The following is a 23061-nucleotide window of genomic DNA, read 5'->3' on the forward strand; positions in this document are numbered from 1 at the left end:
CTCCCGCCCTGTGAGGGCGGTCACCCTTCCGTTCATTTAGTTCACACTTACTGTCGGAGGCACACTGACGACATGCACATCCCGGTCCCGAGACCCCGCAGCCTGGCCGGCCAGCTCTTCGCCATGCAGGCCGTGCTGATAGCGGTGCTCGTCGCCGGGTACGCGCTCTTCACCTACGTCAGCGACCGCAGCCAGGCCGAGGACGCGGCCGGCCGCCAGGCGATGGGGGTGGCCCGCGCGGTCGCGGACGCCCCTTCGGTACGGGAGGCCATAGGTACGCCCGATCCGTCGGCGAAGCTCCAGCCGTACGCGCTGCGGGTGATGCACGACGCCGACGTCGACTTCGTCACGATCATGAATCCGAAGGGGATCCGCTGGACGCATCCCCGCGAGGAGGAGATCGGCAAGCACTTCCTCGGCAACATCACCCCCGCCCTGCGCGGCGACTCCTTCACCGAGACCTACACGGGCACGCTCGGCGCCTCGGTCCGCGCGGTCACCCCCATCGAGGCGGACGGCAAAGTCGTGGGCCTGGTCAGCGCGGGCATCCGGGTCGAGGCGATCAGCGAGCGGGTACAGGGCCAGCTGACGGCCCTGCTGGGCGTCGCCGCGGGCGCGCTGGCGCTGGGCGCGGTGGGCACGTACGTCATCAACGCCCGCCTGCGCCGCCACACCCACAACATGAACGCGACCGAGCTCAGCCACATGCACGACTACCACCAGGCCGCGCTGCACGCGGTGCGCGAGGGGTTGTTGATGCTGGACGGGCAGTACCGGGTGGCGCTGATCAACGACGGCGGCCGGGAACTGCTCGGCGTGGCCGATGACGTGGTGGGCCGCTCGGTGGCGGAACTCGGCCTGCCCGCCCCCCTGACGGGCGCGCTGCTGGCGTCGGAGCCACGGGTGGACGAGGTGCACCTGACGGCGGACCGGGTCCTGGTCGTCAACACGTCACCGGTGTCCGGGGGAGACCGCCGCGGCACGGTCGTGACCCTGCGCGATGTGACCGAACTCCAGTCCCTGATGGGCGAGTTGAACTCCGAACGCGGCTTCACCCAGGCACTGCGCTCGCAGGCGCACGAGGCGGCGAACCGGCTCCACACGGTCGTCTCGCTGATCGAACTCGACCGCGCCGAGGAGGCGGTGGACTTCGCCACGGCCGAACTGGAGCTGGCGCAGGCGCTCACCGACCAGGTGGTGGCGGCGGTGAGCGAACCGGTCCTGGCGGCCTTGCTGCTGGGGAAGACGGCACAGGCGAACGAGCGGGGCGTGGAGCTGGTGGTGTCGGAGGACAGCCGCCTGGACGACGGCCTCCTGCCGGCCTCGCTCCCCGCACGCGACCTGGTGACGATCCTCGGCAACCTGATCGACAACGCGGTGGACGCGGCGCAGGGCAGCGTGGGCGCGCGGGTCACGGTGACGGCGTACACGGAAGCCGACGAACTGATCCTGCGCGTCTCCGACACCGGCGGGGGCGTGGACCCGGCGCACACGGAGGCGGTGTTCCAACGGGGCTTCTCCACGAAACCGGCGGGCCCGGGCGGCCGGGGGCTCGGCCTGGCTCTCGTACGCCAGGCGGTCGGCCGCCACGAGGGAACACTGACGGTGGCGGAGGCTGCCGGGGGCGGGGCGGAGTTCGAGGTGCGCGTGCCGTTGCGGGGCGGCGGTCCGGGCGAGACAGGAGCGCGGAGGGCTGCTCGGGCCGGAGATGGCGGGAGCGTCGGGGGCGAGGCGGAGACTCGGGACGGCGTGCTGACCGCAAGCATCGGCAGCGAGCCGGAGCCCCGGGGCACGGCGCAGACCGGGGGCGGGACCGAGACTCTGGGCGGAGTACAGGTCGGGGGCGCGGCGGAGGTCGGGGGGGTGTCCTCGTGGGGGAGCGACGGGGAGGCCTCGCGGGGCGGCCGTGTGGGGGGCGGGCGTACGGTGGGCGCGGCGGTGTCCGAAGATGCGTCGACGACAGGTGCCGTACCGGTGGGGATCGAGCCGCGGACCCCGGGGCCGGAGGGTGCCGTACCGGAGGGCTCCGAGCGTGGGGCGCCCGCGCCGGAGGGCACCGGTTCGCGGGGTACCGCTTCTGGAGGCTACGCATGACGACCCAGCCACAGCCGATCCGTGTCCTGGTCGTGGAGGACGACCCGGTCGCCGCGGACGCGCACGTCATGTACGTCAACCGGGTGCAGGGCTTCACGGCCGTCGGCAAGGCGCACACCGGGGCGGAGGCGCGGCGCCTGCTGGACCGTACGCCGGTGGACCTGCTCCTGCTGGACCTGCACCTCCCCGATGTGCACGGTCTGCAGTTCGCCCGCTCCCTCAGGGCCGCCGGACATCAGGCGGACGTGATCGCGGTGACGTCGGCGCGGGACCTGACGGTGGTACGGGAGGGCGTCTCCCTGGGTGTCGTCCAGTACGTCCTGAAGCCGTTCACCTTCGCCACGCTGCGGGACCGGCTGGTGCGCTACGCCGAGTTCCACGCGTCGGTGGGCGAGGCGAGCGGGCAGGACGAGGTGGACCGGGCGCTGGCGACACTGCGGGCTCCGGGACCGGCGGCACTGCCGAAGGGGTTGAGCTCCCCGACGCTGGAACGGGTCACCGTGGCGCTGCGGGACAGCGGGGAGGGACTGACGGCCACCGGACTCGCGGAGGTCGTGGGGATCTCCCGGATCACCGCCCGGCGGTATCTGGAGCATCTCGTCGACGCGGGAAGGGCGGCGCGGGCTCCGCAGTACGGGACGGTGGGGCGGCCGGAGTTGCAGTACCGGTGGGTCAAGGGGCCGTAGGAGCGAACGGCCGCGCGTACACGACGACTTGGGACGCGAGCCCGATCACGGTCAGCGCCTCGACGAGCGACAGGACGAGAAGTCCGGCACCGTTCCCTCCCGCCGCCCAATAAACGGTGAGCCCGGCGAGGGGTACGACGCAGAAGGCCAGAAGGTCGATCCCGCACTGGATGACCTTGCGCTGACATCGGCGGGAGTCGGAGCGGTGGGCGGCCTCCCAGGTGAACGCGCGTTCAGCTCTGGCGAGTTGGGCGAGCTTCGGTCCCAGGTCGTGGCGTATGTGCCGGCCGATCGCGGAGATCTTCTCGTCGTTGACGAGGTACGTCCACCCGAGCACCACGCACACGGGCGGGAGCGCGAGCAGCATCTCGGGGCGTTCCGCCTGGGCGGTGGCGGCGATGACCGCGGCGACGACGGTGAGGGTGACGTAGAGGAGGTTGTCGCGGAAGCCGATGCGGGTCTTCTGCTCGTCCTTGAGGGTCTGGTACTCGGCGAGAAGCAGTTGCCCGACGGTGACGTCGTGCTGGTCCGGCATCAGCTCTCCCCTGGTCCCAACGGCGTCCCCGCGCAGGTCACTTGGCCGTACCTTAAGGGAGGGACGGCAGCCTCGCGCACCCAATCCGGCGCAGACTCATTGACCTGACTAGACCACTCCCCCTACGTTCACCGGGCAGCCACCAGGCCACCCCCACGTGAGCCCGTAGGAGGTCATGCCCGTGCGCCCCACCGCCGTTCGCACCGCGCTCCCCGCACTCCTCGCCGCCGCCCTCACCGCCACCGCCCTCACCGCGTGCAGCTCCGGTTCCGGAAGCGACCCGGACACCCTGAAGGTCTCCTTCAAGCAGTCCACGGACAACTCCATCAAGGTGATGGACGAGTTCCTGGCCGGCATCAAGAAGCAGTTCGAGAAGGAGAACCCCGGCAAGAAGGTCGAGCTCGTCCCCATCAAGGCCCCGGACTCGGAGTACTACACCAAGGTCCAGCAGATGCTCCGCTCCCCCAAGACCGCCCCGGACCTGGTCTACGAGGACACGTTCCTCATCAACTCCGACATCACCAGCGGGTACTTGAAGCCCCTGGACGCCTACCTCGCCAAGTGGCCGGACTGGGACCAGTTCATCGACACCGCGAAGACAGCGGCCAAGGCCGAGGACGGAAAGACGTACGGCGTCCCGGACGGCACGGACACCCGGGGACTCTGGTTCGACAAGGGCATCTTCGCCAAGGCCGGCCTCCCCGCCGACTGGCAGCCGAAGACCTGGGACGAGGTCCTCGAAGCCGCCCGCACGATCAAGAAGAAGGTCCCAGACGTCACCCCTCTCAACGTCTACACCGGCAAACCCGCAGGTGAGGCCGCGACGATGCAGGGCTTCGAGATGCTGCTCTACGGCACGGACAACGGCACCGCGGACCCTCTCTACGACGCCGCCGCCAAGAAGTGGATCGCCGGCGGCCAGGGCTTCAAGGACGCCCTCTCCTTCGTCGAGACGGTCTACAGGGAGAAGCTCGGCCCGGACGTCGAGACCGCCCTGGACCCCAACATCCAGACCATCATCCGCGGTGACCTCCTTCCCAAGGGCAAGCTCGGCATAGACCTGGACGGCTCCTGGCTCCCGCAGGACTGGCTGGAGGGCAGCGGGCACGAATGGCCCGAGTGGTCGCAGAAGTTGGGCCTCGCGTACATGCCCACACAGCACGGCCAGGCCCCCGGCAAGGTGAGCATGTCCGGCGGCTGGACGTGGGCGATCCCTTCGAAGGCGGCCAACCCCGACCTCGCCTTCGACTTCATCAAGACGATGCAGACGAAGGCGAACGCCCAGAAGTGGTACGTCGCCAACTCCGGCATCGCGGTCCGCAAGGACGTCGCCGAAGACCCCGCGTACGCCGATGCCCAGCCCGGCATCTCGTTCTTCACCGACCTGGTCGCGAGCACGCACTACCGGCCCGCCTACCCGGCGTACCCGAAGGTCTCCACCGCGATCCAGGAGGCGATGGAGGGTGTGACGACGGGCGACATGTCGGTGGAGGAAGCGGCGAAGGCCTACGACGAGGAGCTGAAAACGGCGGCCGACGGCAACGTGATCGAGAAGTGAGCCCTCTCCCATGAGACTCACGAGGACCGCCCGCGCCCTCCCCCTCGCCCCGTCCGTGATCCTCCTGCTCCTCTTCCTGGCCGGCCCGATCGCGTACTGCGCCTACATCGCCTTCACCGACCTCCAACTCACCGGCCAGGCCCAGGAGTCGTTCATCGGCTTCGAGAACTTCCGTACGGCGTTCGGGGACGAAGCGTTCCTGAACGCGGTGTGGCTGACGCTGGTCTTCACCGTCGTGTCGGCGCTGATCGGCCAGAACACGCTGGGCCTGGCGCTGGCCGCGTTGATGCGGCGCGCGTCGAAGCCGGTGCGCACGGTCGTCGGCGCGGTGGTCATCGCGGCGTGGGTGCTCCCGGAGGTGGTCGCCGGCTTCCTCCTCTACGCCTTCTTCCGCCGCGAGGGCACCCTGAACGCCCTCCTGGACTGGCTCCATCTCCCCACCCAGAACTGGCTGTTCACCCTGCCGATCCTCGCGGTGTCGTTCGCGAACGTGTGGCGGGGCACGGCCTTCTCCATGCTGGTCTACTCGGCGGCGCTGAACGAGATCCCCAAGGAGATCACCGAGGCCGCGGAAGTCGACGGCGCGGGCGGCTGGCGCCGCATGTGGCACATCACCCTCCCGATGATCCGCCGTTCCATCGGCACGAACCTCATGCTCATCACCCTCCAGACCCTGTCCGTGTTCGGCCTGATCTGGGTGATGACGAGGGGCGGCCCGGGCGGCAAGAGCCAGACGCTGCCGCTCTTCATGTACGAGGAGGCGTTCCAGAAGAGCATGATCGGCTACGGCACGGCGGTGGCGCTGCTGCTTCTGGTGGTGGGCTCGCTGTTCTCGGCGGTGTACGTGCGGCTGCTCCGGACGGAGGTCTGACACCGATGGCATCCCGCAGAACCACCCGCCGCCTGGCCGCCGACGCTGGCCTCCTGGTGGTGGCCGCCGCGTTCATGCTCCCGCTGGCGTGGGTGCTCCTGTCCTCGGTGGACCCGGACGCGAACCTCCGTGTGAAGCTCCCCGACGGTGTGACCCTGTCCCACTTCGACGCGGTCCTGACCCCGGAGATCACATTCACGCCACTGCTGAACAGTCTGCTGCTGTGCGGTGGCGGCACGCTGCTGACGGTGGTGTGCGCGGCGCTGGCGGCGTATCCGCTGTCGCGGTTCCGGTCTCGGTTGAATCGACCTTTCCTGCTCACGATCCTGTTCGCCACGAGCCTGCCGATCACCGCGATCATGGTCCCGGTGTACGCGCTGTTCGTCCAGGTGAACCTGATCGACACCCTCCAGGGCACGATCCTCTTCTTCGCGGCTTCTCAACTGCCGTTCGCGATATGGCTGATGAAGAACTTCATGGACGGCGTACCGAGGGAACTGGAGGAGGCGGCCTGGACGGACGGGGCGTCGTCGTTGCAGTCGCTGGTGCGGATCGTGCTGCCGCTGATGGGGCCGGGGGTGGCGGTCGTGACGGTCTTCTCGTTCGTGATGATGTGGGGCAACTTCTTCGTCCCGTTCATGCTGCTGCTGACGCCGGATCAGATGCCGGCAGCGGTGAGCATCAACGAGTTCTTCGGGAACCGGGGGATGGTGGCGTATGGGCAACTGGCGGCGTTCTCGGTCATCTACTCGACGCCGGTGATCTTGTTGTACGTGCTGGTGGCTCGGCGGTTGGGTGGGGGGTTCGCGTTGGGCGGGGCGGTCAAGGGGTGAGGGTTTCGGCTTGGGCTCGGACTTCGGCGGCTTCGGTGAGGGCGTTGGCCTGGGCGTAGGCGTCGGCGGCCTGGAGGTAGTAGATGCGAGCTTCGGTGAGGCGGTCGATGTCCCTGTGGGCGATGGCCAGGTTGTGGAGGGTGTCGCCGGTCCCGTACCAGTCCTCGAACTCGCGACAGATCTCCAGGTCCTTGCCGTACGCCTCGATCGCCTCCGCCACCCGGCCCGCTCGCCGCAGGGCGAGGCCGAGGTTGTGCCACGCCATGCCCTCCCCGTGGCGGCCCCCGACGGTTTGGTGCAGGTCGCGGGCGCGGATGTGGGCGTCGATCGCCTCCTCCACCCGGCCTGCCTCTTGCAGGGCGAGGCCGAGGTTGTTCAACGCCATTCCCTCCCCCTGGGGGTCCCCTATGGCCTGGTACAGGTCGCGGGCACAGGTAAGGGCGTAGATCGCTTCCTCCGTCCGGCCCACATCCTCCAGAGCGACGCCAAGGATGGTCCATGCCCTGGCCTCGCGCCGACGGTCACCTGCGGCTTGGTGCAGGTCGCGGGCACGAGTGAGGGTGTCGATCGCCTCGTCCATCCGGCCCACATCGTGCAGGGCGCTGCCGAGGCTGGTCCACGCTTCGGCCTCGCCCTCGCGGTCCCCGACCCGGTGGGCAGCCTCCCGCGCGGTCCACGCGACGGCGATCGCGTCATTGAAATACCGCCGCCACCGCAGATACTCCTCCAGACATGCGGCCAGCCACACTGCCTGCCGCGCATGCTGATCGTCACCCGCCCACTGCACGGCCGCCACCAGCCCCGCCCGCTCCCCATCCAGCCAGGCCAACGCCTGCGCGCGGTCCGCGAACCGCTCCGGCTCCGGCTTCCCGGGCAGCCACTGCAACCGGTTATCCGCCGCATCCGCCCACCGCCAGTAGAAATCCAGCAGCCGCGCCCGCGCCTGCTCGCCCTCTTCCCGCAAGTCCGCATCCCCCGCTACCACCGCCGCCCCGTACGCCCGCACCAGGTCATGCAACCGCCACCGCTGACGGCCTCTCCCCCGCCCGACAAGGTGAGCACGAGTCAATGCGCCCAAGATCCGAGTCGGCGGAGTCGCTTCCCCTATCAACGCAGTCACTACCTCGATCGTCGCCTCGCTCCCTGGGGCTAGGGAAAGCAACCGCAACACCCTGGCCTGCTCAGCTGGCAAACGCCGGTACGAGAGGTCAAAGGCGGCGCGAACACTGCGCTCACCGTCGTCGAGGTGAACCAGACGGTCGCGCAACTCAGCTAACTCCCCAGCAAGTTCAGCGACATCCTTGTCCCGGTCCACCACCAGCAGCGCCGCCGCAATCTGAAGCGCCAGCGGCAAGTACCCACACCACAAGGCAACCTGCGCGGCTTCCTCCGCTTCATCGACAACCCGACTATCGTCCGGATCGGCGATCCGCAACGCACGGTCGAGAAGCTCGTAAGCCTCGTCGGGCGTCAGCTCGTCCAAAGCAAGCAACCGCGCCCCCAGTTGAGGCAGCTTGCCGCGCGAAGTGACCAGCAGACGATGCCGCCCATCACCCGGAAGCAGCGGCCGCACCTGATCCGGCGAAGAGGCATTGTCGGCAAGGATCAGCACCGCACCCCGCTCCCGCCCACGCTCGGCAAGCACCGACCGATACAGCGGCCCCCGTTCATCCACCCGCACCGGAATGTGCTCCGGCTCCACCCCGAGCCCCCGCAGCAACGTCTCCAGCGCCTGCTCCCCCTTCACCGGATCGTCGTCGTACCCATGAAGATCCAGAAAGAGCACCCCGCCCGGAAACCACCCGCGCCCACACGCCTCGTGCGCGGCTTCCACCGCGAGCGTGGTCTTGCCGATCCCGCCGAGCCCGGACAGGGCCGCAACCAGCACAGGCACCGCCCCCGCCGCGCCCTCCGACGACGGATCGAAGGCACGCAGCAGCTCATCCAGTTCGTCACCGCGCCCGGTGAACCCCGCTGCCCGCGCGGGCAGCGCGTTCAAGGCCGTGGGTGCGGCAGCCTGCTGATAGAAGTTCCCCTTGCCGATGACGGGCCCTTTGAACTCCCCGTCCCGCAAGTCGACATGGTCCCCGCCATACCCGTCGCTCATCACGCCGACCCCCGTGCCGCCCCCGAACCCGCGTGGCAACAAGGTACGCCCCCGCCGACCTCCCCTAACCCTCTTCAGGCAACACCCCGGGACGGAACGGCTCCACCCCCACAACCCTCCGCACCCGCACCGGCTCGATCAGCAACATCACCCGCCGCTCCCCGGCCAGCAACCACGGATACCGCTCCTCCCCGATGTACTTCCGGGTAAGCCGGTCCATCGACCGCTCCGCCTCCTCCCCCTCGACGAAACGCACGACCCGCCCCCGGATCTCCACCCGGTCGTAGGGGTTCTCGGGGTCATGGTGCGACAGCGAAACGTTCGGATTGCGCCGAAGATTCTCCTCCTTCACCCGCCCGATCGCCGTGTTGACCATGACGTACTCCCCTTCGAGATCCGCCCACATGGGCGAGACCTGCGGAGACCCGTCCGCCCCCACCGTCGCGAGGTGCCAGAAGTTCGGCGCCAGCAAGCGCTCGCGAATATGCCCCTCTACCTTGCCATTCACCTCGTACACGAAGATCCACACGCCTTTCCGGAATCCCGATCAAGCCCCTGCGCGCCATCCTCGCGAGCGCCCCGCCCACCCGACAGACGATCTTCGGCCACCCCTGACCGGGGCCTGAACCGTACGTTCCTACAATCCGTGATCCTGGCCGAACAGACCGTAGTAACCGGAGCCCAACGCCCCTACGTTGTGCCCCGTGCGCCGACCCCCAGCCCTTCCGAACCAGCCAGGCCCTCCCTTCAATGCCCCCGCCGCCCGCCGCCTCCGTGCCGCCCTGAACATGGGCCCCGAACATGTCGCCTACGGCATGCGGGCCTCCTACGGACTGCCCTACGTCACCCCGGACCTCGTCATTGCGTGGGAACGGGGCGCGACGAACCCCACCAGCCCCGAACTCACCGCTCTCGCGGGCGTGTTGTGGTGTTCGGCCGGCGAACTCATCGGCAAGCCGCGCACCCTGCGCGAGCACCGGATCAGACGCGGCCTGGCCCCCGAGGACGTCGCCCATGCCCTGGGGCTCGAACTCCTCGCCTATCTGCGCATGGAGGAGAACAACGACTGGCGCGGCAACGACCGTCAGTCAGCCGTCCTCGCCGAGGCGCTGGACCTGTCCCTGCCGGACTTCGTCACCGTCACGGGCCGCGAGCCACGGCTGACCGAGCATCTCCGCAGCGCCGTCACCACGCGCTGGCAGGCGTACGTCCGTCCTGTGAGCAAGATCGTGCCCCTGGACCGGCGGCTCCTGGAGGACGTCCTCCAGGAACTGCACCAGGAGTACCAGGGGCAGATGGTCGCCACGCTGAGCTGGGGAGAAGGCAGCGCGGCAGGCGATTCGAGCCACTCGGGCCGGGACTTCCTCGACCGGATCGTCGACAACTTCTGGACGAACGTCCAGAAGGTCACGGGGTAGGCGTCCCGGCGTACACGGGCTAGAAGACCGACTCCGCCTCGTCCATCCGGTCCTTCGGCACCGTCTTCAACTCGGTCACCGCTTCCGCGAGCGGCACCATCACGACGTCCGTCCCGCGCAGCGCCGTCATCCGCCCGAACTCACCCCGGTGCGCGGCCTCCACCGCGTGCCACCCGAAGCGGGTGGCCAGGACGCGGTCGTACGCCGTCGGTACGCCACCTCGCTGGACGTGGCCCAGGATGACCGGCTTGGCCTCCTTGCCGAGCCGTCGCTCCAGCTCGTACGCCAGCGCCGTACCGATGCCCTGGAAGCGCTCGTGACCGAACTGGTCGATGTCGCCCTTGCCGTAGTCCATGGAGCCCTCGGCGGGGTGCGCGCCCTCGGCGACGCAGATGACCGCGAACTTCTTGCCGCGGGAGAAGCGCTCCTCGACCATCTTGACCAGGTCGGCAGGGTCGAAGGGGCGCTCCGGGAGACAGATGCCGTGGGCGCCGGCGGCCATGCCGGACTCCAGCGCGATCCAGCCCGCGTGGCGGCCCATGACCTCCACGACCATCACCCGCTGGTGGGACTCGGCGGTCGTCTTGAGGCGGTCCATCGCCTCGGTCGCGACGCCGACGGCCGTGTCGAAGCCGAAGGTGCGGTCCGTGGAGGAGATGTCGTTGTCGATGGTCTTCGGGACGCCGACCACCGGCAGGCCCGCGTCGGACAGCATGCGGGCCGCCGTCAGGGTGCCTTCGCCGCCGATCGGGATCAGCGCGTCGATGCCGAATTCCGCGACCATGTCCTCGGCGCGCTCACAGGCCTCGCGCAGCCGGTCGCGCTCCAGCCGGGAGGAGCCGAGGATGGTGCCGCCGCGGGCCAGGATGCCGCTCACGCTATCGAGGTCGAGGCCGCGGTAACGGCCGTCCAGCAGGCCGGAGTAGCCGTCCTCGAAGCCGATGACCTCGTCGCCGTAGTTGTCGACCGCTCGGTGCACGACCGACCGGATCACTGCGTTCAGGCCGGGGCAGTCGCCGCCTGCGGTGAGAACTCCGATACGCATCGTGCTGTGTCTCCTGCTCGCTGTTGATATCGGTGAGCCAGTCCGATTGTTTCACGTCCCACACCGCACTGCCGCCTCCACTCCTGACGGGCGCCTTAACCAGCGCGAGAGGTATTGTCAAGAGGGTTCTGCTCACCTCGGTGGGCGATTTTTGTGCCCCCTCTTTCGAACGGAGAGCACGCGTGACCCGCAGTGTGTACGTGACCGGAATCGACCGCGGCGACGGCCGCCAGGTCGTCGAGCTGGGGGTCATGGAACTCCTGACCCGGCAGGTCGACCGGGTGGGTGTCTTCCGGCCCCTCGTCCACCACAGCCCCGATCGCCTGTTCGAGTTGCTGCGGGCCCGCTACCGCCTCTCCCAGGACCCCGCGACGGTCTACGGCATGGACTACCACGAGGCGTCCACGCTCCAGGCCGAACAGGGGACGGACGAGCTGGTCTCGACGCTCGTCGACCGCTTCCACCTCGTCGCGCGCGACTACGACGTCGTCCTCGTCCTCGGGACGGACTTCGCCGACACCCAGCTCCCCGACGAGCTCTCGCTCAACGCCCGGCTCGCCAACGAGTTCGGGGCGTCCGTCATCCCCGTCGTCGGCGGCCGCAAGCAGCCCGCCGAGTCGGTGCTCGCCGAGACCCGTAACGCCTACCGTGCCTACGACGGCCTGGGCTGCGACGTCCTCGCCATGGTCACCAACCGGGTCGCCCGCGAGGACCGGGACCTCATCGCCGAGCGGCTCGACTCCTCACGGCTGCCCGTGCCCTGCTACGTCGTGCCGGACGAGCCCGCCCTGTCCGCCCCGACCGTAGCGCAGATCGGCCAGTCCCTCGGCGCCAAGGTGCTGCTCGGCGACGACTCGGGGCTCGCCCGGGACGCGCTCGGCTTCGTCTTCGGCGGCGCCATGCTGCCGAACTTCCTCGGCGCCCTGACCCCGGGCTGTCTCGTCGTGACCCCGGGCGACCGCGCCGACCTGGTCGTCGGCTCGCTCGCCGCGCACAGCGCCGGCACCCCGCCGATAGCCGGTGTGCTGCTCACCCTGGGCGAGGTGCCGAACGACGACGTCCTCACCCTCGCCGCCCGCCTCGCCCCCGGCACCCCGGTGCTCTCGGTGCCCGGCAACAGCTTCCCGACCGCCGAACAACTCTTCTCCCTGGAGGGGAAGTTGAACGCGGCCACGCCCCGCAAGGCGGAGACCGCGCTCGGCCTCTTCGAGCGGTACATCGACAGCGGCGACCTGCTCAAGCGGGTCTCGGCACCGAGCAGCGACCGCGTCACGCCGATGATGTTCGAGCACAAGCTCCTGGAGCAGGCCCGCTCCGACAAGCGCCGCGTCGTGCTGCCCGAGGGCACCGAGCCCCGCGTCCTGCACGCCGCCGAGGTGCTGCTGCGCCGCGGGGTCTGCGAACTCACCCTGCTCGGCCCCGTCGACCAGATCCGCAAGAAGGCCGCCGACCTCGGCATCGACCTCGGCCACGCCCAGCTGATCGACCCGGCCACCAGCGAGCTGCGCGACTCCTTCGCCGAGAAGTACGCGACCGTGCGCGCCCACAAGGGCGTGACGGTGGAGCTGGCGTACGACGTCGTCTCCGACGTGAACTACTTCGGGACGCTGATGGTGCAGGAGGGGCTCGCCGACGGCATGGTCTCCGGGTCCGTGCACTCCACCGCCGCGACCATCCGGCCCGCCTTCGAGATCATCAAGACCAAGCCGGACGCCGACATCGTGTCGTCCGTCTTCTTCATGTGCCTCGCCGACCGGGTCCTCGTCTACGGCGACTGCGCGGTCAACCCGGACCCGAACGCCGAGCAGTTGGCCGACATCGCCATCCAGGCGGCCGCGACCGCCGGGCAGTTCGGGGTGGACCCGCGGATCGCGATGCTGTCGTACTCGACGGGTACGTCCGGCTCCGGCGTCGACGTCGACAAGGTGCGCGAGGCGACCGAGCTGGTACGGCTGCGGCGGCCCGATCTGCGGATCGAGGGGCCGATCCAGTACGACGCCGCCGTCGAGCCCACCGTCGCGGCGACCAAGCTGCCGGAGTCCGAGGTGGCCGGGCAGGCGACGGTGCTGATCTTCCCGGACCTCAACACGGGCAACAACACCTACAAGGCCGTGCAGCGTTCGGCCGGCGCGATCGCCGTCGGCCCGGTGCTCCAGGGTCTGCGCAAGCCGGTCAACGACCTGTCCCGGGGCGCGCTCGTCCAGGACATCGTCAACACCGTCGCCATCACGGCGATCCAGGCCCAGTCCCCCACCGAGAAGGCGTCCCAGCAGTGAGCTCGCCCCGCGGCACCCGTGTCCTCGTCCTCAACTCCGGCTCCTCGTCGGTGAAGTACCAGCTGCTCGACATGAGCGACAGCAGCCGGCTCGCGGTGGGCCTCGTCGAGCGCATCGGCGAGGAGTCCTCGCGGCTCAAGCACACGCCCCTCACCACGGGCGACTCCCGTGAGCGGACCGGACCGATCCCCGACCACGAGGCCGCCCTGAAGGCCGTATCGGAGGAACTGGCCAAGGACGGGCTCGGCCTCGACTCCCCCGAGCTGGCCGCCATCGGGCACCGGGTGGTGCACGGCGGGCAGTCCTTCACCGCGCCCACCGTCATCGACGACGCCGTGCTCGCCGAGATCGAGCGGCTGATCCCGGTCGCCCCGCTGCACAACCCGGCCAACCTGACCGGCATCCGCACGGCCCAGGCGCTGCGCCCCGACCTGCCCCAGGTCGCCGTCTTCGACACCGCCTTCCACACGACGATGCCGGAGTCGGCCGCCCGGTACGCGATCGACGTCGCCACCGCCGACGAGCACCGCATCCGGCGCTACGGCTTCCACGGCACCTCGCACGCGTACGTCGCCCGGGCCACGGCGAAGCTGCTGGGCAAGGCGCCGGAGGAGGTCAACGTCATCGTGCTGCACCTGGGCAACGGGGCCTCGGCCTCGGCGGTCGAGAAGGGCCGGTGCGTGGACACCTCCATGGGGCTGACGCCTTTGGAGGGGCTCGTGATGGGTACGCGCTCCGGAGACGTGGATCCGGCCGTCATCTTCCATTTGACGCGTGTTGGCGGAATGTCCACGGACGAGATCGACACTCTTCTCAACAAGAAGAGCGGCTTGATCGGACTGTGCGGGGACAACGACATGCGGGAGATCCGCCGCCGCGTGGACGAGGGTGACGAACAGGCGCAACTCGCCTTCGACATCTACATTCACCGTTTGAAGAAGTACATAGGCGCCTATTACGCGGTGCTGGGCCGGGTGGACGCGGTCGCCTTCACAGCGGGCGTCGGGGAAAACGCGAGTCCGGTGCGGGAGGCTGCGGTGTCGGGCCTGGAGGAGCTGGGCCTCACGGTGGACAGCGAGCTCAACGCCGTACGGAGCGACGAACCGCGGCTGATCTCCCCGGAGAACGCGCGCGTGGCCGTGGCCGTCGTGCCCACCGACGAAGAACTGGAGATCGCCACACAGACCTACGCGCTGGTCGGAAGTAATACACGTCAGTAACACGCCTGAGCAGATAGGCGCCCATTTGTATCTTCCACCAGACGGAATATTCCGTAGCGAAACAAACCGATAGGATCGCCCCATGCGCCGTTCGAAAATCGTCTGTACTCTCGGCCCCGCGGTCGACTCCCACGAAATGCTCGTGTCCCTGATCGAAGCCGGCATGAACGTGGCCCGCTTCAACTTCAGCCACGGCACGCACGCCGAGCACCAGGGGCGGTACGACCGCGTCCGTGCCGCCGCCAAGGAGACCGGCCGGGCCATCGGTGTCCTCGCCGACCTCCAGGGCCCCAAGATCCGCCTGGAGACCTTCGCCGAGGGCCCGGTGGAGCTGGAGCGCGGTGACGAGTTCGTCATCACGACCGAGGACGTCCAGGGTGACAAGCAGATCTGCGGGACCACCTACAAGGGCCTGCCGGGCGACGTCTCGCGCGGCGACCAGATCCTCATCAACGACGGCAACGTCGAGCTGAAGGTCCTGGACGTCGAGGGCCCCCGGGTCAAGGCGATCGTCATCGAGGGCGGTGTCGTCTCCGACCACAAGGGCATCAACCTGCCCGGCGCGGCCGTGAACGTGCCGGCGCTGTCCGAGAAGGACGTCGAGGACCTCCGCTTCGCGCTGCGCATGGGCTGCGACATGGTCGCGCTGTCCTTCGTCCGCGACGCCAAGGACGTGGCCGACGTCCACAAGGTGATGGACGAGGAGGGCCGCCGGGTCCCCGTCATCGCCAAGGTGGAGAAGCCGCAGGCGGTGGAGAACATGGAGGACGTCGTGATGGCGTTCGACGCCGTGATGGTCGCCCGTGGCGACCTCGCCGTCGAATACCCGCTCGAGAAGGTCCCGATGGTGCAGAAGCGCCTCATCGAGCTGTGCCGCCGCAACGCCAAGCCGGTGATCGTGGCGACCCAGATGATGGAGTCGATGATCACCAACTCCCGCCCCACCCGCGCCGAGGCCTCCGACGTGGCCAACGCGATCCTGGACGGCGCGGACGCGGTCATGCTGTCCGCCGAGTCGAGCGTGGGCGCCTACCCGATCGAGACCGTCAAGACGATGTCGAAGATCGTCACCGCGGCCGAGCAGGAGCTGCTCAGCAAGGGCCTGCAGCCGCTCGTCCCCGGCAAGAAGCCGCGCACGCAGGGCGGTTCGATCGCACGTGCCGCGTGCGAGATCGCGGACTTCCTGGGCGGCCGGGGTCTGGTGGCCTTCACCCAGTCCGGCGACACCGCCCGTCGTCTGTCGCGCTACCGCGCGGTCCAGCCGATCGTCGCCTTCACCACCGACGAGAGCACCCGCAACCAGCTGACGCTCAGCTGGGGCGTCGAGTCGCACGTCGTGCCGTTCGTGAACAGCACCGACGAAATGGTCGACATGGTCGACCAGGAGATCGCGAAGATCAACCGCTTCAACCCGGGCGAGATCGTCATCATCACCGCCGGCTCGCCCCCCGGCATCCCCGGCACCACCAACATGCTCCGCGTCCACCACCTGGGCGGCCAGAAGTAGGACCCCCGGGGCCCCTCCGGGGGCCCCGACGGCCGAGAAGGCCCGTGTACGGCGCTGAGGGCGCCCCCTGGATCCAGGGGGCGCCCTCAGGCGTGTTGCGGCTCCCGAACGGGCCTGTGGGGGCGCTCAGTCGGTGGTGTAGTTGTGCAGCCCGGGCACGTGCAGGGTGCCGCCGAACTGGCCGGCCTGCACGACCGTCACCTTGGTGAAGTAGATCAGCGGGATGTTCAGCGGCGGCGGGCTCTTCGGGCTGAACGTCACCGGGATCAGCCCCAGCAGGTTGCCCGAGATGCTCTCCGTGTACATCACCGTGTCGCCGTCACGGATCGTGGAGGTCGAGCCCTTGGCCGCCTGCACGTGGTAGGTCTTGCCGGACTGCTCGTCCTTCACCGTCTGGTGCAGGTCGCCGATGTCGGTGCCGTCGGAGATGACGTACTTCAGCACCTCCTTGACCGTGCCGTCGGCCGTGCGCACCTTGACGATGCCCTTGTAGTCGGCGCCCTTCAGCAGCAGCGAGCTGGCGTTCAGGTACCAGGGGTCGGCCGGCAGCGGCACCGCGTTGTCCACGCCGCCCTCCGCGTCGGTGGCGACCGGGCAGTCGTCGACGTCCGTGCTGGAGCTCGGCGACGGGCTGGCCGTGGCCGCCTCGGCCGCCTTCTCGACAGCCTTGGTGGTGTCCTCGGCAGCCTTGGACGCCGCGTCGGTCGTGTCCTTCACGGTGTCCTCGACCGTGTCGGCGACCTTGCCGGTGGTGTCCTTGACGGCGTCGGACGCGTCGTCGTCCTTGCTGTCGTCGGAGGCGCTCTCCGAGGCCGAGGCCGAGGCCGACGGCGTCGGGCTGGCGCTCGCGGACGGCGAGGCGCTCTCACCGCCCGTGAAGATGTCCTCGATGGCGTCGCCGATCTCCTCCAGCACGTTCCCGTCGCTCTCGGAGGCCGAGGGCGAGGGCGTGGCGGTGGCACCGGACTGGGCGTCGTTCGAGCTCGCCGAGGACGAACTGGCGGACGCCGACGGCGTGGGCTCGGCCTCGTCGTCGGAACCTGAATCCGACGAGGAGTCGCCGCCCGAGCCGGAGCCCGGTGAGGCGGACGCCGAGGGAGTCGCCTCCGCGTCGTCGGCGGAGTCACTGGCGGAGGCCGACGGCGACGGTGAGGCGGACGCCGAGGCGCCGTCCTCCAGGGCCGCGACACAGTCCTTGTACTCGTCGGCCGTCAGGCTCTTGGAGGTGGGCTGGTCCTCCGCGTTGGCGAGCGTCGGCGTGAACCCCATCCCCATGAGGACTGCGGTCGGCATCGCCGCCAGGGCTATCGCCTTGCCGGCGGGCATGTGGAAGCGGGTGAACAGCGGCTTCTTGGGCGCCGCATGCCGTGGCCCGGTTCTCGCACGGGACCCCTCCACATCGGTCCCGTGGGTCACCTCGTCAGCCGGCACTGTGCCTCCCGTTCGCCCCGTTCGCCGGGCTCGTTCCTGACAGATCGTTCGGCTCACCGACGTCGTACGCGTCCTTGGAGAGCGTGGGAACCGCACCCTCGGGGGCGCTGCCCTCACCCGCGGTGTCCCCCTGGCCCGGCTCCTGCACCGGCGGCTCGCCCGGCACCCAGGCCACGGCCATCGCTCCGCCGATGAGGGCGAGGAGGAAGCCGACGAGGAAGCCGCCGAGGTTGGACACGGGGATGGACACCAGGGCCAGCAGGATCGCCGCCACGCCCGCGAACGTGCGGACGTGCTTCTGGAACCAGAGGCTGATGCCGAGGACGACCAGCAGCACGCCGATGATCAGCGACCCGGCGCCCGCGGTGGTGGCCATCGCGAGGGTCAGGTGACCGATCTGGATGTGTGCGTAAGGGAAGTACGCGATGGGGATTCCGCCCAGAAGGACGAACAGGCCGGCCCAGAACGGCCGGTCGCCCCGCCAGGCGCGGAACTTCCGCTTGATGACCCGGATGTAGTGCTCGTCGTGGCCGGGTACGGCAGGAGTCTCGGCGCTCATGGATACAGCTCCCTGGTGCGGCGTTGCTGTGGTGGTGAGTTGTACGGCACGTGAAGAACCGCGCTTCACAGTGGACGGGCGGGGGCGCCATCGGCTCCCCCGCCCGTCAGCGAGTGCTTAGTAGCACTCCTTGACACCTGACGACAGCGACATCTTGAGGCCGCTGAGCTTGAAGGTTCCGGCAGTGGTGGCCCACGCCGTCTGCTTCACGCCGGTCAGCGTGGCCTTGTCGGCCTGCTGGGCGAAGCCGAAGGGGTTGGCCTGCTCGGCGCCACCCTTCATGCCCGGACCCTTGCTGGCGTCCTTGGCGGCCACACCGATGTCGATGTTCTCGAACGTCGCGTCGGCCTCGAGCTCTTCGACGTCGATGTACAGGTTCTCGGCCTGGACGGGAGTACCGCCGCCGCCCGCCTTCAGGATGAGGCTGACGGAACCGAGGATCGGGATGTTCGGCGTGACCACGGACTGGCACATGCCAGTGATCGAGGCCGACTTGAACGCCGAGACCGCGACGGGGTGAGCCGTCTTCTTGCCGTCGAGGGTGTAACCCGTGTCAAGCGCACCGTACTGGGAGAAGCCCGTACCGACGAGCTTGTCCGCGGTGACCTTGAACGACTGGCCCGACACACTGAACGACGCGGCGAGAGCGCCCTGCGCGAGGGCGACACCTATCGCAGCCGTGGCGGCCACGCTGGGCACCATCACGACGGCGAACCGCTTCCATCTGGTCCCGCCACGCACCTGGGACTCCATATTTCCTCCTTCTCGGACGTACATCTCCTGGCCCTGACTGCATCTGTCGAACATGACGGCTCAGCCGGGCAGGGATGGGAGAAGTGCTACGTCCTCGGGAAGGGGAGCGCCCGTACTCGGAGGCGCGAACCGCGCACCGATCACCGGCGATCACCCCCGAGCGACAACCACTGGTCGCGCCTGAGCACATCACGCACAACCTTGCTGGACAGGCTTCACCGGAAGGCGAAGACCCCCCTGTCCAAGAGCAGGCACCACTGCTGCCTGCTCTGCTCGGTGGGGACCCAGGAGTTCCCGCGGGCCCGACCGGCTGTCGGGGTGCGGGGAATGGACCGAGCGTCGCCGATCGTGGTGCATTCTCGCCGCCCGCACAAGGGGCTTCGTTACTCGGTAGTAACGGCCGGATAACCGAACAACGACCCGCTGGTCTCGGCCGACGACTCAGGGTGGCGCGCAGGGGCCGGACAAAATTGTTGATGGCCGGACAGAATCCGACAGATCAACGCCCAAAACTTACTTGCAGTAACAGCGGCCGCGATTACCAAGATTTGGTAAAGCGCGGCCGCAGTGGCACTCCGTCGGCAAATCTTTCACTCGGGCACCACAGGCCCGGGTGTTTAGGGACTGGTCAGAACGGGGCTACCGCCCCGGTCGGCGCCCCTCCCTAGAACAGGGCCCGCGCCAGCGCCCGGCGCGCCGCGACCACCCGCGGGTCATCGGCCCCGACGACCTCGAAGAGCTCCAACAGCCGTACCCGTACGGCATCCCGGTCGTCACCGAACGTGCGCCGCACGGTGTCGATGAGCCGCCCGAAGGCGTCATCCACATGCCCGCCCACCAGATCCAGGTCGGCGGCGGCGATCTGCGCCGGCACATCGGCCGGCTTCTCGGCGGCGTCCTTGCGGACCTGCTGCGGGTCCAGACCCTGCACCCGCTGGAGCAACTCGGCCTGGGCGAGGCCGAGTTTGGCCTCCGAGTTGCCCGGGTCGTCGCTCAGGACGTTCTTGTACGCCTGCACCGCACCGCCGAAGTCCCCCGCGTCCAGGGCCTGTACGGCGGCCTCGAGCAGCGCGTCGTAGGGTCCGACCGGCGTCGCGGGCGCGGCGGCCTGTGCGGCACCGGGCCGGGCGTCGGGGTCCACCGTGATCCCGGTGAGCCCGAAGCGCTCCTCGGCGACCTGCACCAGCTGGTCCAGGGTCTGCTGGATCTGCTCCTTGCCGGCGGCCCCCTGGAAGAGCGGCAGGGCCTGTCCGGCCACCACCGCGAAGACGGCGGGAATCCCCTGGACCCCGAACTGCTGCATCAACATCTGGTTGGCGTCGACGTCGATCTTGGCGAGGAGGAGGCGCCCGTTGTACTCGACGACGAGCTGCTCCAGCACCGGGCTGAGCTGCTTGCAGGGCTCGCACCACTCGGCCCAGAAGTCGATGACGACCGGTACCTCGGTGGAGCGCTGCAGGACGTCCCGCTCGAATCCGGCCTCGTCGACGTCGATGACGAGATCGGCCGGCGAGACGCCTGCGCTGCCGCCGCCCTGCCGGGCCGCTGCGGCGCGCGCCTGCTCCGCCTTCTCCTTGGCCTCCTGGGCCGCCTTCACCGCGGCGAGGTCGACGACTCCGCTCATGGACATGTTCCGTGGCTGCATGCGTCTATCCTCCCCCGTCCGCGCGCGCAAGTGAAAAGCGTTGAGAAAGCCGGTACCGCTTCTGTACTGCCGAGCGCCGGGTCCCCACCCCACGCCAGTGGTTTCGCTACGGGTCGTAGCGTAATGGCACAGGGTGCCTCGGTGCCACCGGAGCCCGGTGATCTCCCTCACGGCCTCACGGGAACCGCCGGTTATGGTCGTGGGATGCAGAGCCGCACTCCCGCCCCACGGGCCTCAGGACGCCCCCGCAGCGCCACCGCGGACGCGGCGATCCTCGCGGCGACCCGGGAGGCCCTGGTGGAGCTGGGCTGGTCCAAGCTCACTCTGGGAGACGTGGCGGCCCGGGCGGGGGTCGCGAAAACGACGCTCTACCGTCGCTGGGCGGGCAAGAACGAACTGGTCGTCGACGCGGTGGCGGAGCTCTTCGACGAACTGGAACTCCCCGACCGCGGCACTCTCGCCGCCGACATCGAGGGCGTGGTCCTCCAGTTCGCGCGGATCCTGGACCGCCCGGAGGCCAAGAGCGGCCTGATGGCGGTGATCGCCGAGTCCACCCGCGACGAGGTCCTGCGCGAACGCATCCGGGAGTCGATCGTCGAACGCCAGAAACGCCTGGTCCTGGAGGGCCGCGCCCGCGCCGAGCAACGCGGAGAACTTCCCCCGGAGCCCGATCCGGAGGAAGCCGCGCGCACGGTGGATCTCATTTTCGACGTCGTCGCGGGTGCGGTGGTCCACCGCACCCTGGTGAGCGCGGGCGCGGCGGACGAGGAGTGGGTACGGAGCTTCACGAGGGTGCTGCTCCTGGGCCTGACCTCGGCTCAGAACCCCGCCGGCTCCGTATAGACGCCCCACTCGTCCCGCAGCACCCCGCAGATCTCACCGAGGGTCGCTTCGGCCCGTACGGCGTCCAGCATCGGCCCGATCATGTTGCCGCCGTCCCGCGCGGAGGCGAGCATCGCGTCGAGCGCGGTGCGTACCGCTGCCTCGTCCCGCGCGCCCTTGCGGGCACCCAGCACGCGGACCTGCTCCCGCTCCACCTCGTGGCTGACCCGCAGGATCTCCAGGTCGCCGGTGACGGAGCCGTGGTGGACGTTGACGCCCACGACCCTCTTGTCGCCCTTCTCCAGGGACCGCTGGTACTGGAACGCGGACTCGGCGATCTCGCCGGTGAACCAGCCGTCCTCGATGCCGCGCAGGATGCCGGAGGTGATGGGCCCGATGGGATGCCGCCCGTCGGGATGGGCCCGCAGCCCCCGCTCCCTGATCTGCTCGAAGATCTTCTCGGCGTCGGCCTCGATACGGTCCGTCAGCTGCTCCACGTACCACGAACCACCCAGCGGGTCCGCCACGTTGGCGACCCCGGTCTCCTCCATGAGGACCTGCTGGGTCCGCAGCGCAATCTCCGCGGCCTGCTCGGACGGGAGCGCGAGGGTCTCGTCGAGGGCGTTGGTGTGCAGGGAGTTGGTGCCGCCGAGCACGGCCGCGAGCGCCTCGACGGCCGTCCGTACGACGTTGTTGTACGGCTGTTGCGCGGTCAGCGAGACCCCGGCGGTCTGGGTGTGGAACCGCAGCCACTGCGCCTTGTCGCTCCGCGCCCCGTACACGTCCCGCATCCACCGCGCCCAGATCCTGCGGGCCGCGCGGAACTTGGCGATCTCCTCGAAGAAATCGACGTGGGCGTCGAAGAAGAAGGAGAGCCCGGGTGCGAAGACCTCGACGTCGAGTCCGCGGCTCAGCCCCAGCTCCACGTACCCGAACCCGTCGGCGAGTGTGTAGGCGAGCTCCTGCGCGGCCGTCGATCCCGCTTCCCGGATGTGGTACCCGGAGACGGAGAGCGGCTTGTAGGCGGGAATGCCGGCCGCGCAGTACTCCATCAGATCCCCGATGAGCCGCAGATGGGGCTCGGGCTGGAAGAGCCACTCCTTCTGCGCGATGTACTCCTTGAAGATGTCGGTCTGGAGAGTGCCGTTGAGCACCCCGGGATCGACACCCTGCCGCTCTGCGGCGACGAGATACATGCAGAAGACGGGAACGGCGGGCCCGCTGATGGTCATGGAGGTGGTGACGTCCCCGAGCGGGATGTCCTTGAACAGCACCTCCATGTCGGCGGCCGAGTCGATGGCCACCCCGCAGTGCCCGACCTCCCCGAGCGCCCGGGGGTCGTCGGAGTCCCGCCCCATGAGGGTCGGCATGTCGAAGGCGACGGACAGCCCCCCGCCTCCGTTGGCGAGGATCTTCTTGTACCGCTCATTGGTCTGCTCGGCGTTCCCGAACCCGGCGAACTGCCGGATGGTCCACGTGCGCCCCCGGTACCCGGTCGGATAGAGCCCCCGCGTGAACGGATACTCCCCCGGCCACCCGATCCGCTCGAACCCGTCATACCGGTCCCCCGCCCGAGGCCCGTACACCGGCTCCACGGCATCCCCGGACAACGTGGTGAAGTCCGCCTCCCGCTTACGCGAGGCGTCGTACCGGGCCTGCCACCGTCGGCGGCCCTCTTCGATGGCGTCAGCGTCCATGCTT

General features: G+C 69.3%; 19 protein-coding genes. 10 read left to right on the top strand and 9 right to left on the bottom strand.

Translation table 11 applies throughout. From position 1 onward, the window contains the following. Positions 1-72: 72 nt before the first annotated feature. Together ACIOHP_RS32015 and ACIOHP_RS32020 are read left to right on the top strand one after the other, a co-directional pair. Positions 73-2094 carry an ATP-binding protein gene (locus ACIOHP_RS32015; protein WP_401893058.1) on the top strand — a complete coding sequence of 674 codons (2022 nt, stop codon included), beginning with the start codon at positions 73-75 and terminating at the stop codon, positions 2092-2094. Then, the gene (locus ACIOHP_RS32020) at positions 2091-2780 is read left to right on the top strand and encodes a response regulator (protein WP_327719468.1); all 690 of its coding nucleotides are present in this window, start codon (positions 2091-2093) and stop codon (positions 2778-2780) included. The genes ACIOHP_RS32015 and ACIOHP_RS32020 overlap by 4 nt, the downstream gene beginning before the upstream one ends. Here the strand turns inward: ACIOHP_RS32020 and ACIOHP_RS32025 are convergent. Next, a complete protein-coding gene (locus tag ACIOHP_RS32025) occupies positions 2767-3315 on the bottom strand; it encodes a hypothetical protein (protein ID WP_401893061.1) in 549 nt (182 codons plus the stop codon). The two genes, ACIOHP_RS32020 and ACIOHP_RS32025, sit on opposite strands and share 14 nt — an antisense overlap. Positions 3316-3490: 175 nt before the next feature. On the opposite strand from ACIOHP_RS32025, the gene ACIOHP_RS32030 reads away from it, so the two are divergent. From ACIOHP_RS32030 to ACIOHP_RS32040, 3 genes are read left to right on the top strand one after another with little or no spacing between them, the layout of a single operon-like run. Next, complete coding sequence (locus tag ACIOHP_RS32030) at positions 3491-4873, top strand: extracellular solute-binding protein (protein WP_401893064.1); 1383 nt, start codon at positions 3491-3493, stop codon at positions 4871-4873. A gap of 10 nt (positions 4874-4883) precedes the next feature. Beyond that, positions 4884-5744, top strand: a complete 861-nt coding sequence (locus tag ACIOHP_RS32035; protein WP_361479231.1) for a sugar ABC transporter permease — start codon at positions 4884-4886, stop codon at positions 5742-5744. Between the two features lie 5 nt (positions 5745-5749). After that, entirely contained in the window at positions 5750-6577 is an 828-nt protein-coding gene (locus ACIOHP_RS32040) for a carbohydrate ABC transporter permease (RefSeq protein WP_401893067.1), read from the top strand. Here ACIOHP_RS32040 and ACIOHP_RS32045 read toward each other — a convergent pair. Both ACIOHP_RS32045 and ACIOHP_RS32050 read right to left on the bottom strand, forming a co-directional pair. Further along, positions 6567-8684: a tetratricopeptide repeat protein gene (locus tag ACIOHP_RS32045; RefSeq protein ID WP_401893070.1), complete on the bottom strand. Its 2118-nt coding sequence runs from the start codon at positions 8682-8684 to the stop codon at positions 6567-6569. The genes ACIOHP_RS32040 and ACIOHP_RS32045 overlap by 11 nt on opposite strands. Before the next feature lie 64 nt (positions 8685-8748). Next, entirely contained in the window at positions 8749-9213 is a 465-nt protein-coding gene (locus ACIOHP_RS32050; RefSeq protein ID WP_361479240.1) for a PPOX class F420-dependent oxidoreductase, read from the bottom strand. A 175-nt stretch (positions 9214-9388) separates the two neighbouring features. On the opposite strand from ACIOHP_RS32050, the gene ACIOHP_RS32055 reads away from it, so the two are divergent. After that, entirely contained in the window at positions 9389-10102 is a 714-nt protein-coding gene (locus ACIOHP_RS32055) for a helix-turn-helix transcriptional regulator (RefSeq protein WP_361542008.1), read from the top strand. 19 nt (positions 10103-10121) lie between these two features. On the opposite strand, the gene ACIOHP_RS32060 is transcribed toward ACIOHP_RS32055, so the two are convergent. Beyond that, positions 10122-11147 carry an ATP-dependent 6-phosphofructokinase gene (locus ACIOHP_RS32060; protein ID WP_361542010.1) on the bottom strand — a complete coding sequence of 342 codons (1026 nt, stop codon included), beginning with the start codon at positions 11145-11147 and terminating at the stop codon, positions 10122-10124. A 182-nt stretch (positions 11148-11329) separates the two neighbouring features. Between ACIOHP_RS32060 and pta the strand changes: the two genes are divergently transcribed. From pta to pyk, 3 genes are all read left to right on the top strand, one after another. Then, on the top strand, positions 11330-13423 hold the full coding sequence (gene pta, locus ACIOHP_RS32065) for a phosphate acetyltransferase (protein ID WP_401893075.1): 2094 nt from the start codon (positions 11330-11332) through the stop codon (positions 13421-13423). Continuing rightward, entirely contained in the window at positions 13420-14643 is a 1224-nt protein-coding gene (locus ACIOHP_RS32070) for an acetate kinase (RefSeq protein WP_401893077.1), read from the top strand. The genes pta and ACIOHP_RS32070 overlap by 4 nt, the downstream gene beginning before the upstream one ends. An 82-nt stretch (positions 14644-14725) precedes the next feature. Then, entirely contained in the window at positions 14726-16150 is a 1425-nt protein-coding gene (pyk, locus tag ACIOHP_RS32075; RefSeq protein ID WP_361542019.1) for a pyruvate kinase, read from the top strand. A gap of 126 nt (positions 16151-16276) precedes the next feature. Here pyk and ACIOHP_RS32080 read toward each other — a convergent pair whose 3' ends face one another. The 4 genes from ACIOHP_RS32080 to ACIOHP_RS32095 all read right to left on the bottom strand — a co-directional run bounded on the left by ACIOHP_RS32080 (position 16277) and on the right by ACIOHP_RS32095 (position 20538). Then, on the bottom strand, positions 16277-17581 hold the full coding sequence (locus ACIOHP_RS32080; RefSeq protein ID WP_401893079.1) for a hypothetical protein: 1305 nt from the start codon (positions 17579-17581) through the stop codon (positions 16277-16279). Continuing rightward, complete coding sequence (locus tag ACIOHP_RS32085; protein WP_361542025.1) at positions 17571-18140, bottom strand: DUF6114 domain-containing protein; 570 nt, start codon at positions 18138-18140, stop codon at positions 17571-17573. Before ACIOHP_RS32085 ends, ACIOHP_RS32080 begins: the two co-directional genes overlap by 11 nt. Before the next feature lie 117 nt (positions 18141-18257). Further along, complete coding sequence (locus tag ACIOHP_RS32090; protein ID WP_361479264.1) at positions 18258-18893, bottom strand: DUF6230 family protein; 636 nt, start codon at positions 18891-18893, stop codon at positions 18258-18260. 664 nt (positions 18894-19557) lie between these two features. Next, a complete protein-coding gene (locus tag ACIOHP_RS32095) occupies positions 19558-20538 on the bottom strand; it encodes a tetratricopeptide repeat protein (protein WP_401893083.1) in 981 nt (326 codons plus the stop codon). 204 nt (positions 20539-20742) lie between these two features. Between ACIOHP_RS32095 and ACIOHP_RS32100 the strand changes: the two genes are divergently transcribed. Continuing rightward, complete coding sequence (locus tag ACIOHP_RS32100; RefSeq protein WP_361542031.1) at positions 20743-21381, top strand: TetR/AcrR family transcriptional regulator; 639 nt, start codon at positions 20743-20745, stop codon at positions 21379-21381. On the opposite strand, the gene ACIOHP_RS32105 is transcribed toward ACIOHP_RS32100, so the two are convergent. Beyond that, entirely contained in the window at positions 21357-23057 is a 1701-nt protein-coding gene (locus ACIOHP_RS32105; RefSeq protein ID WP_361542034.1) for a methylmalonyl-CoA mutase family protein, read from the bottom strand. The genes ACIOHP_RS32100 and ACIOHP_RS32105 overlap by 25 nt on opposite strands. Positions 23058-23061 lie beyond the last annotated feature (4 nt).

Source organism: Streptomyces sp. NPDC087859, assembly GCF_044742595.1.
Taxonomy (GTDB): domain Bacteria; phylum Actinomycetota; class Actinomycetes; order Streptomycetales; family Streptomycetaceae; genus Streptomyces; species Streptomyces canus_F.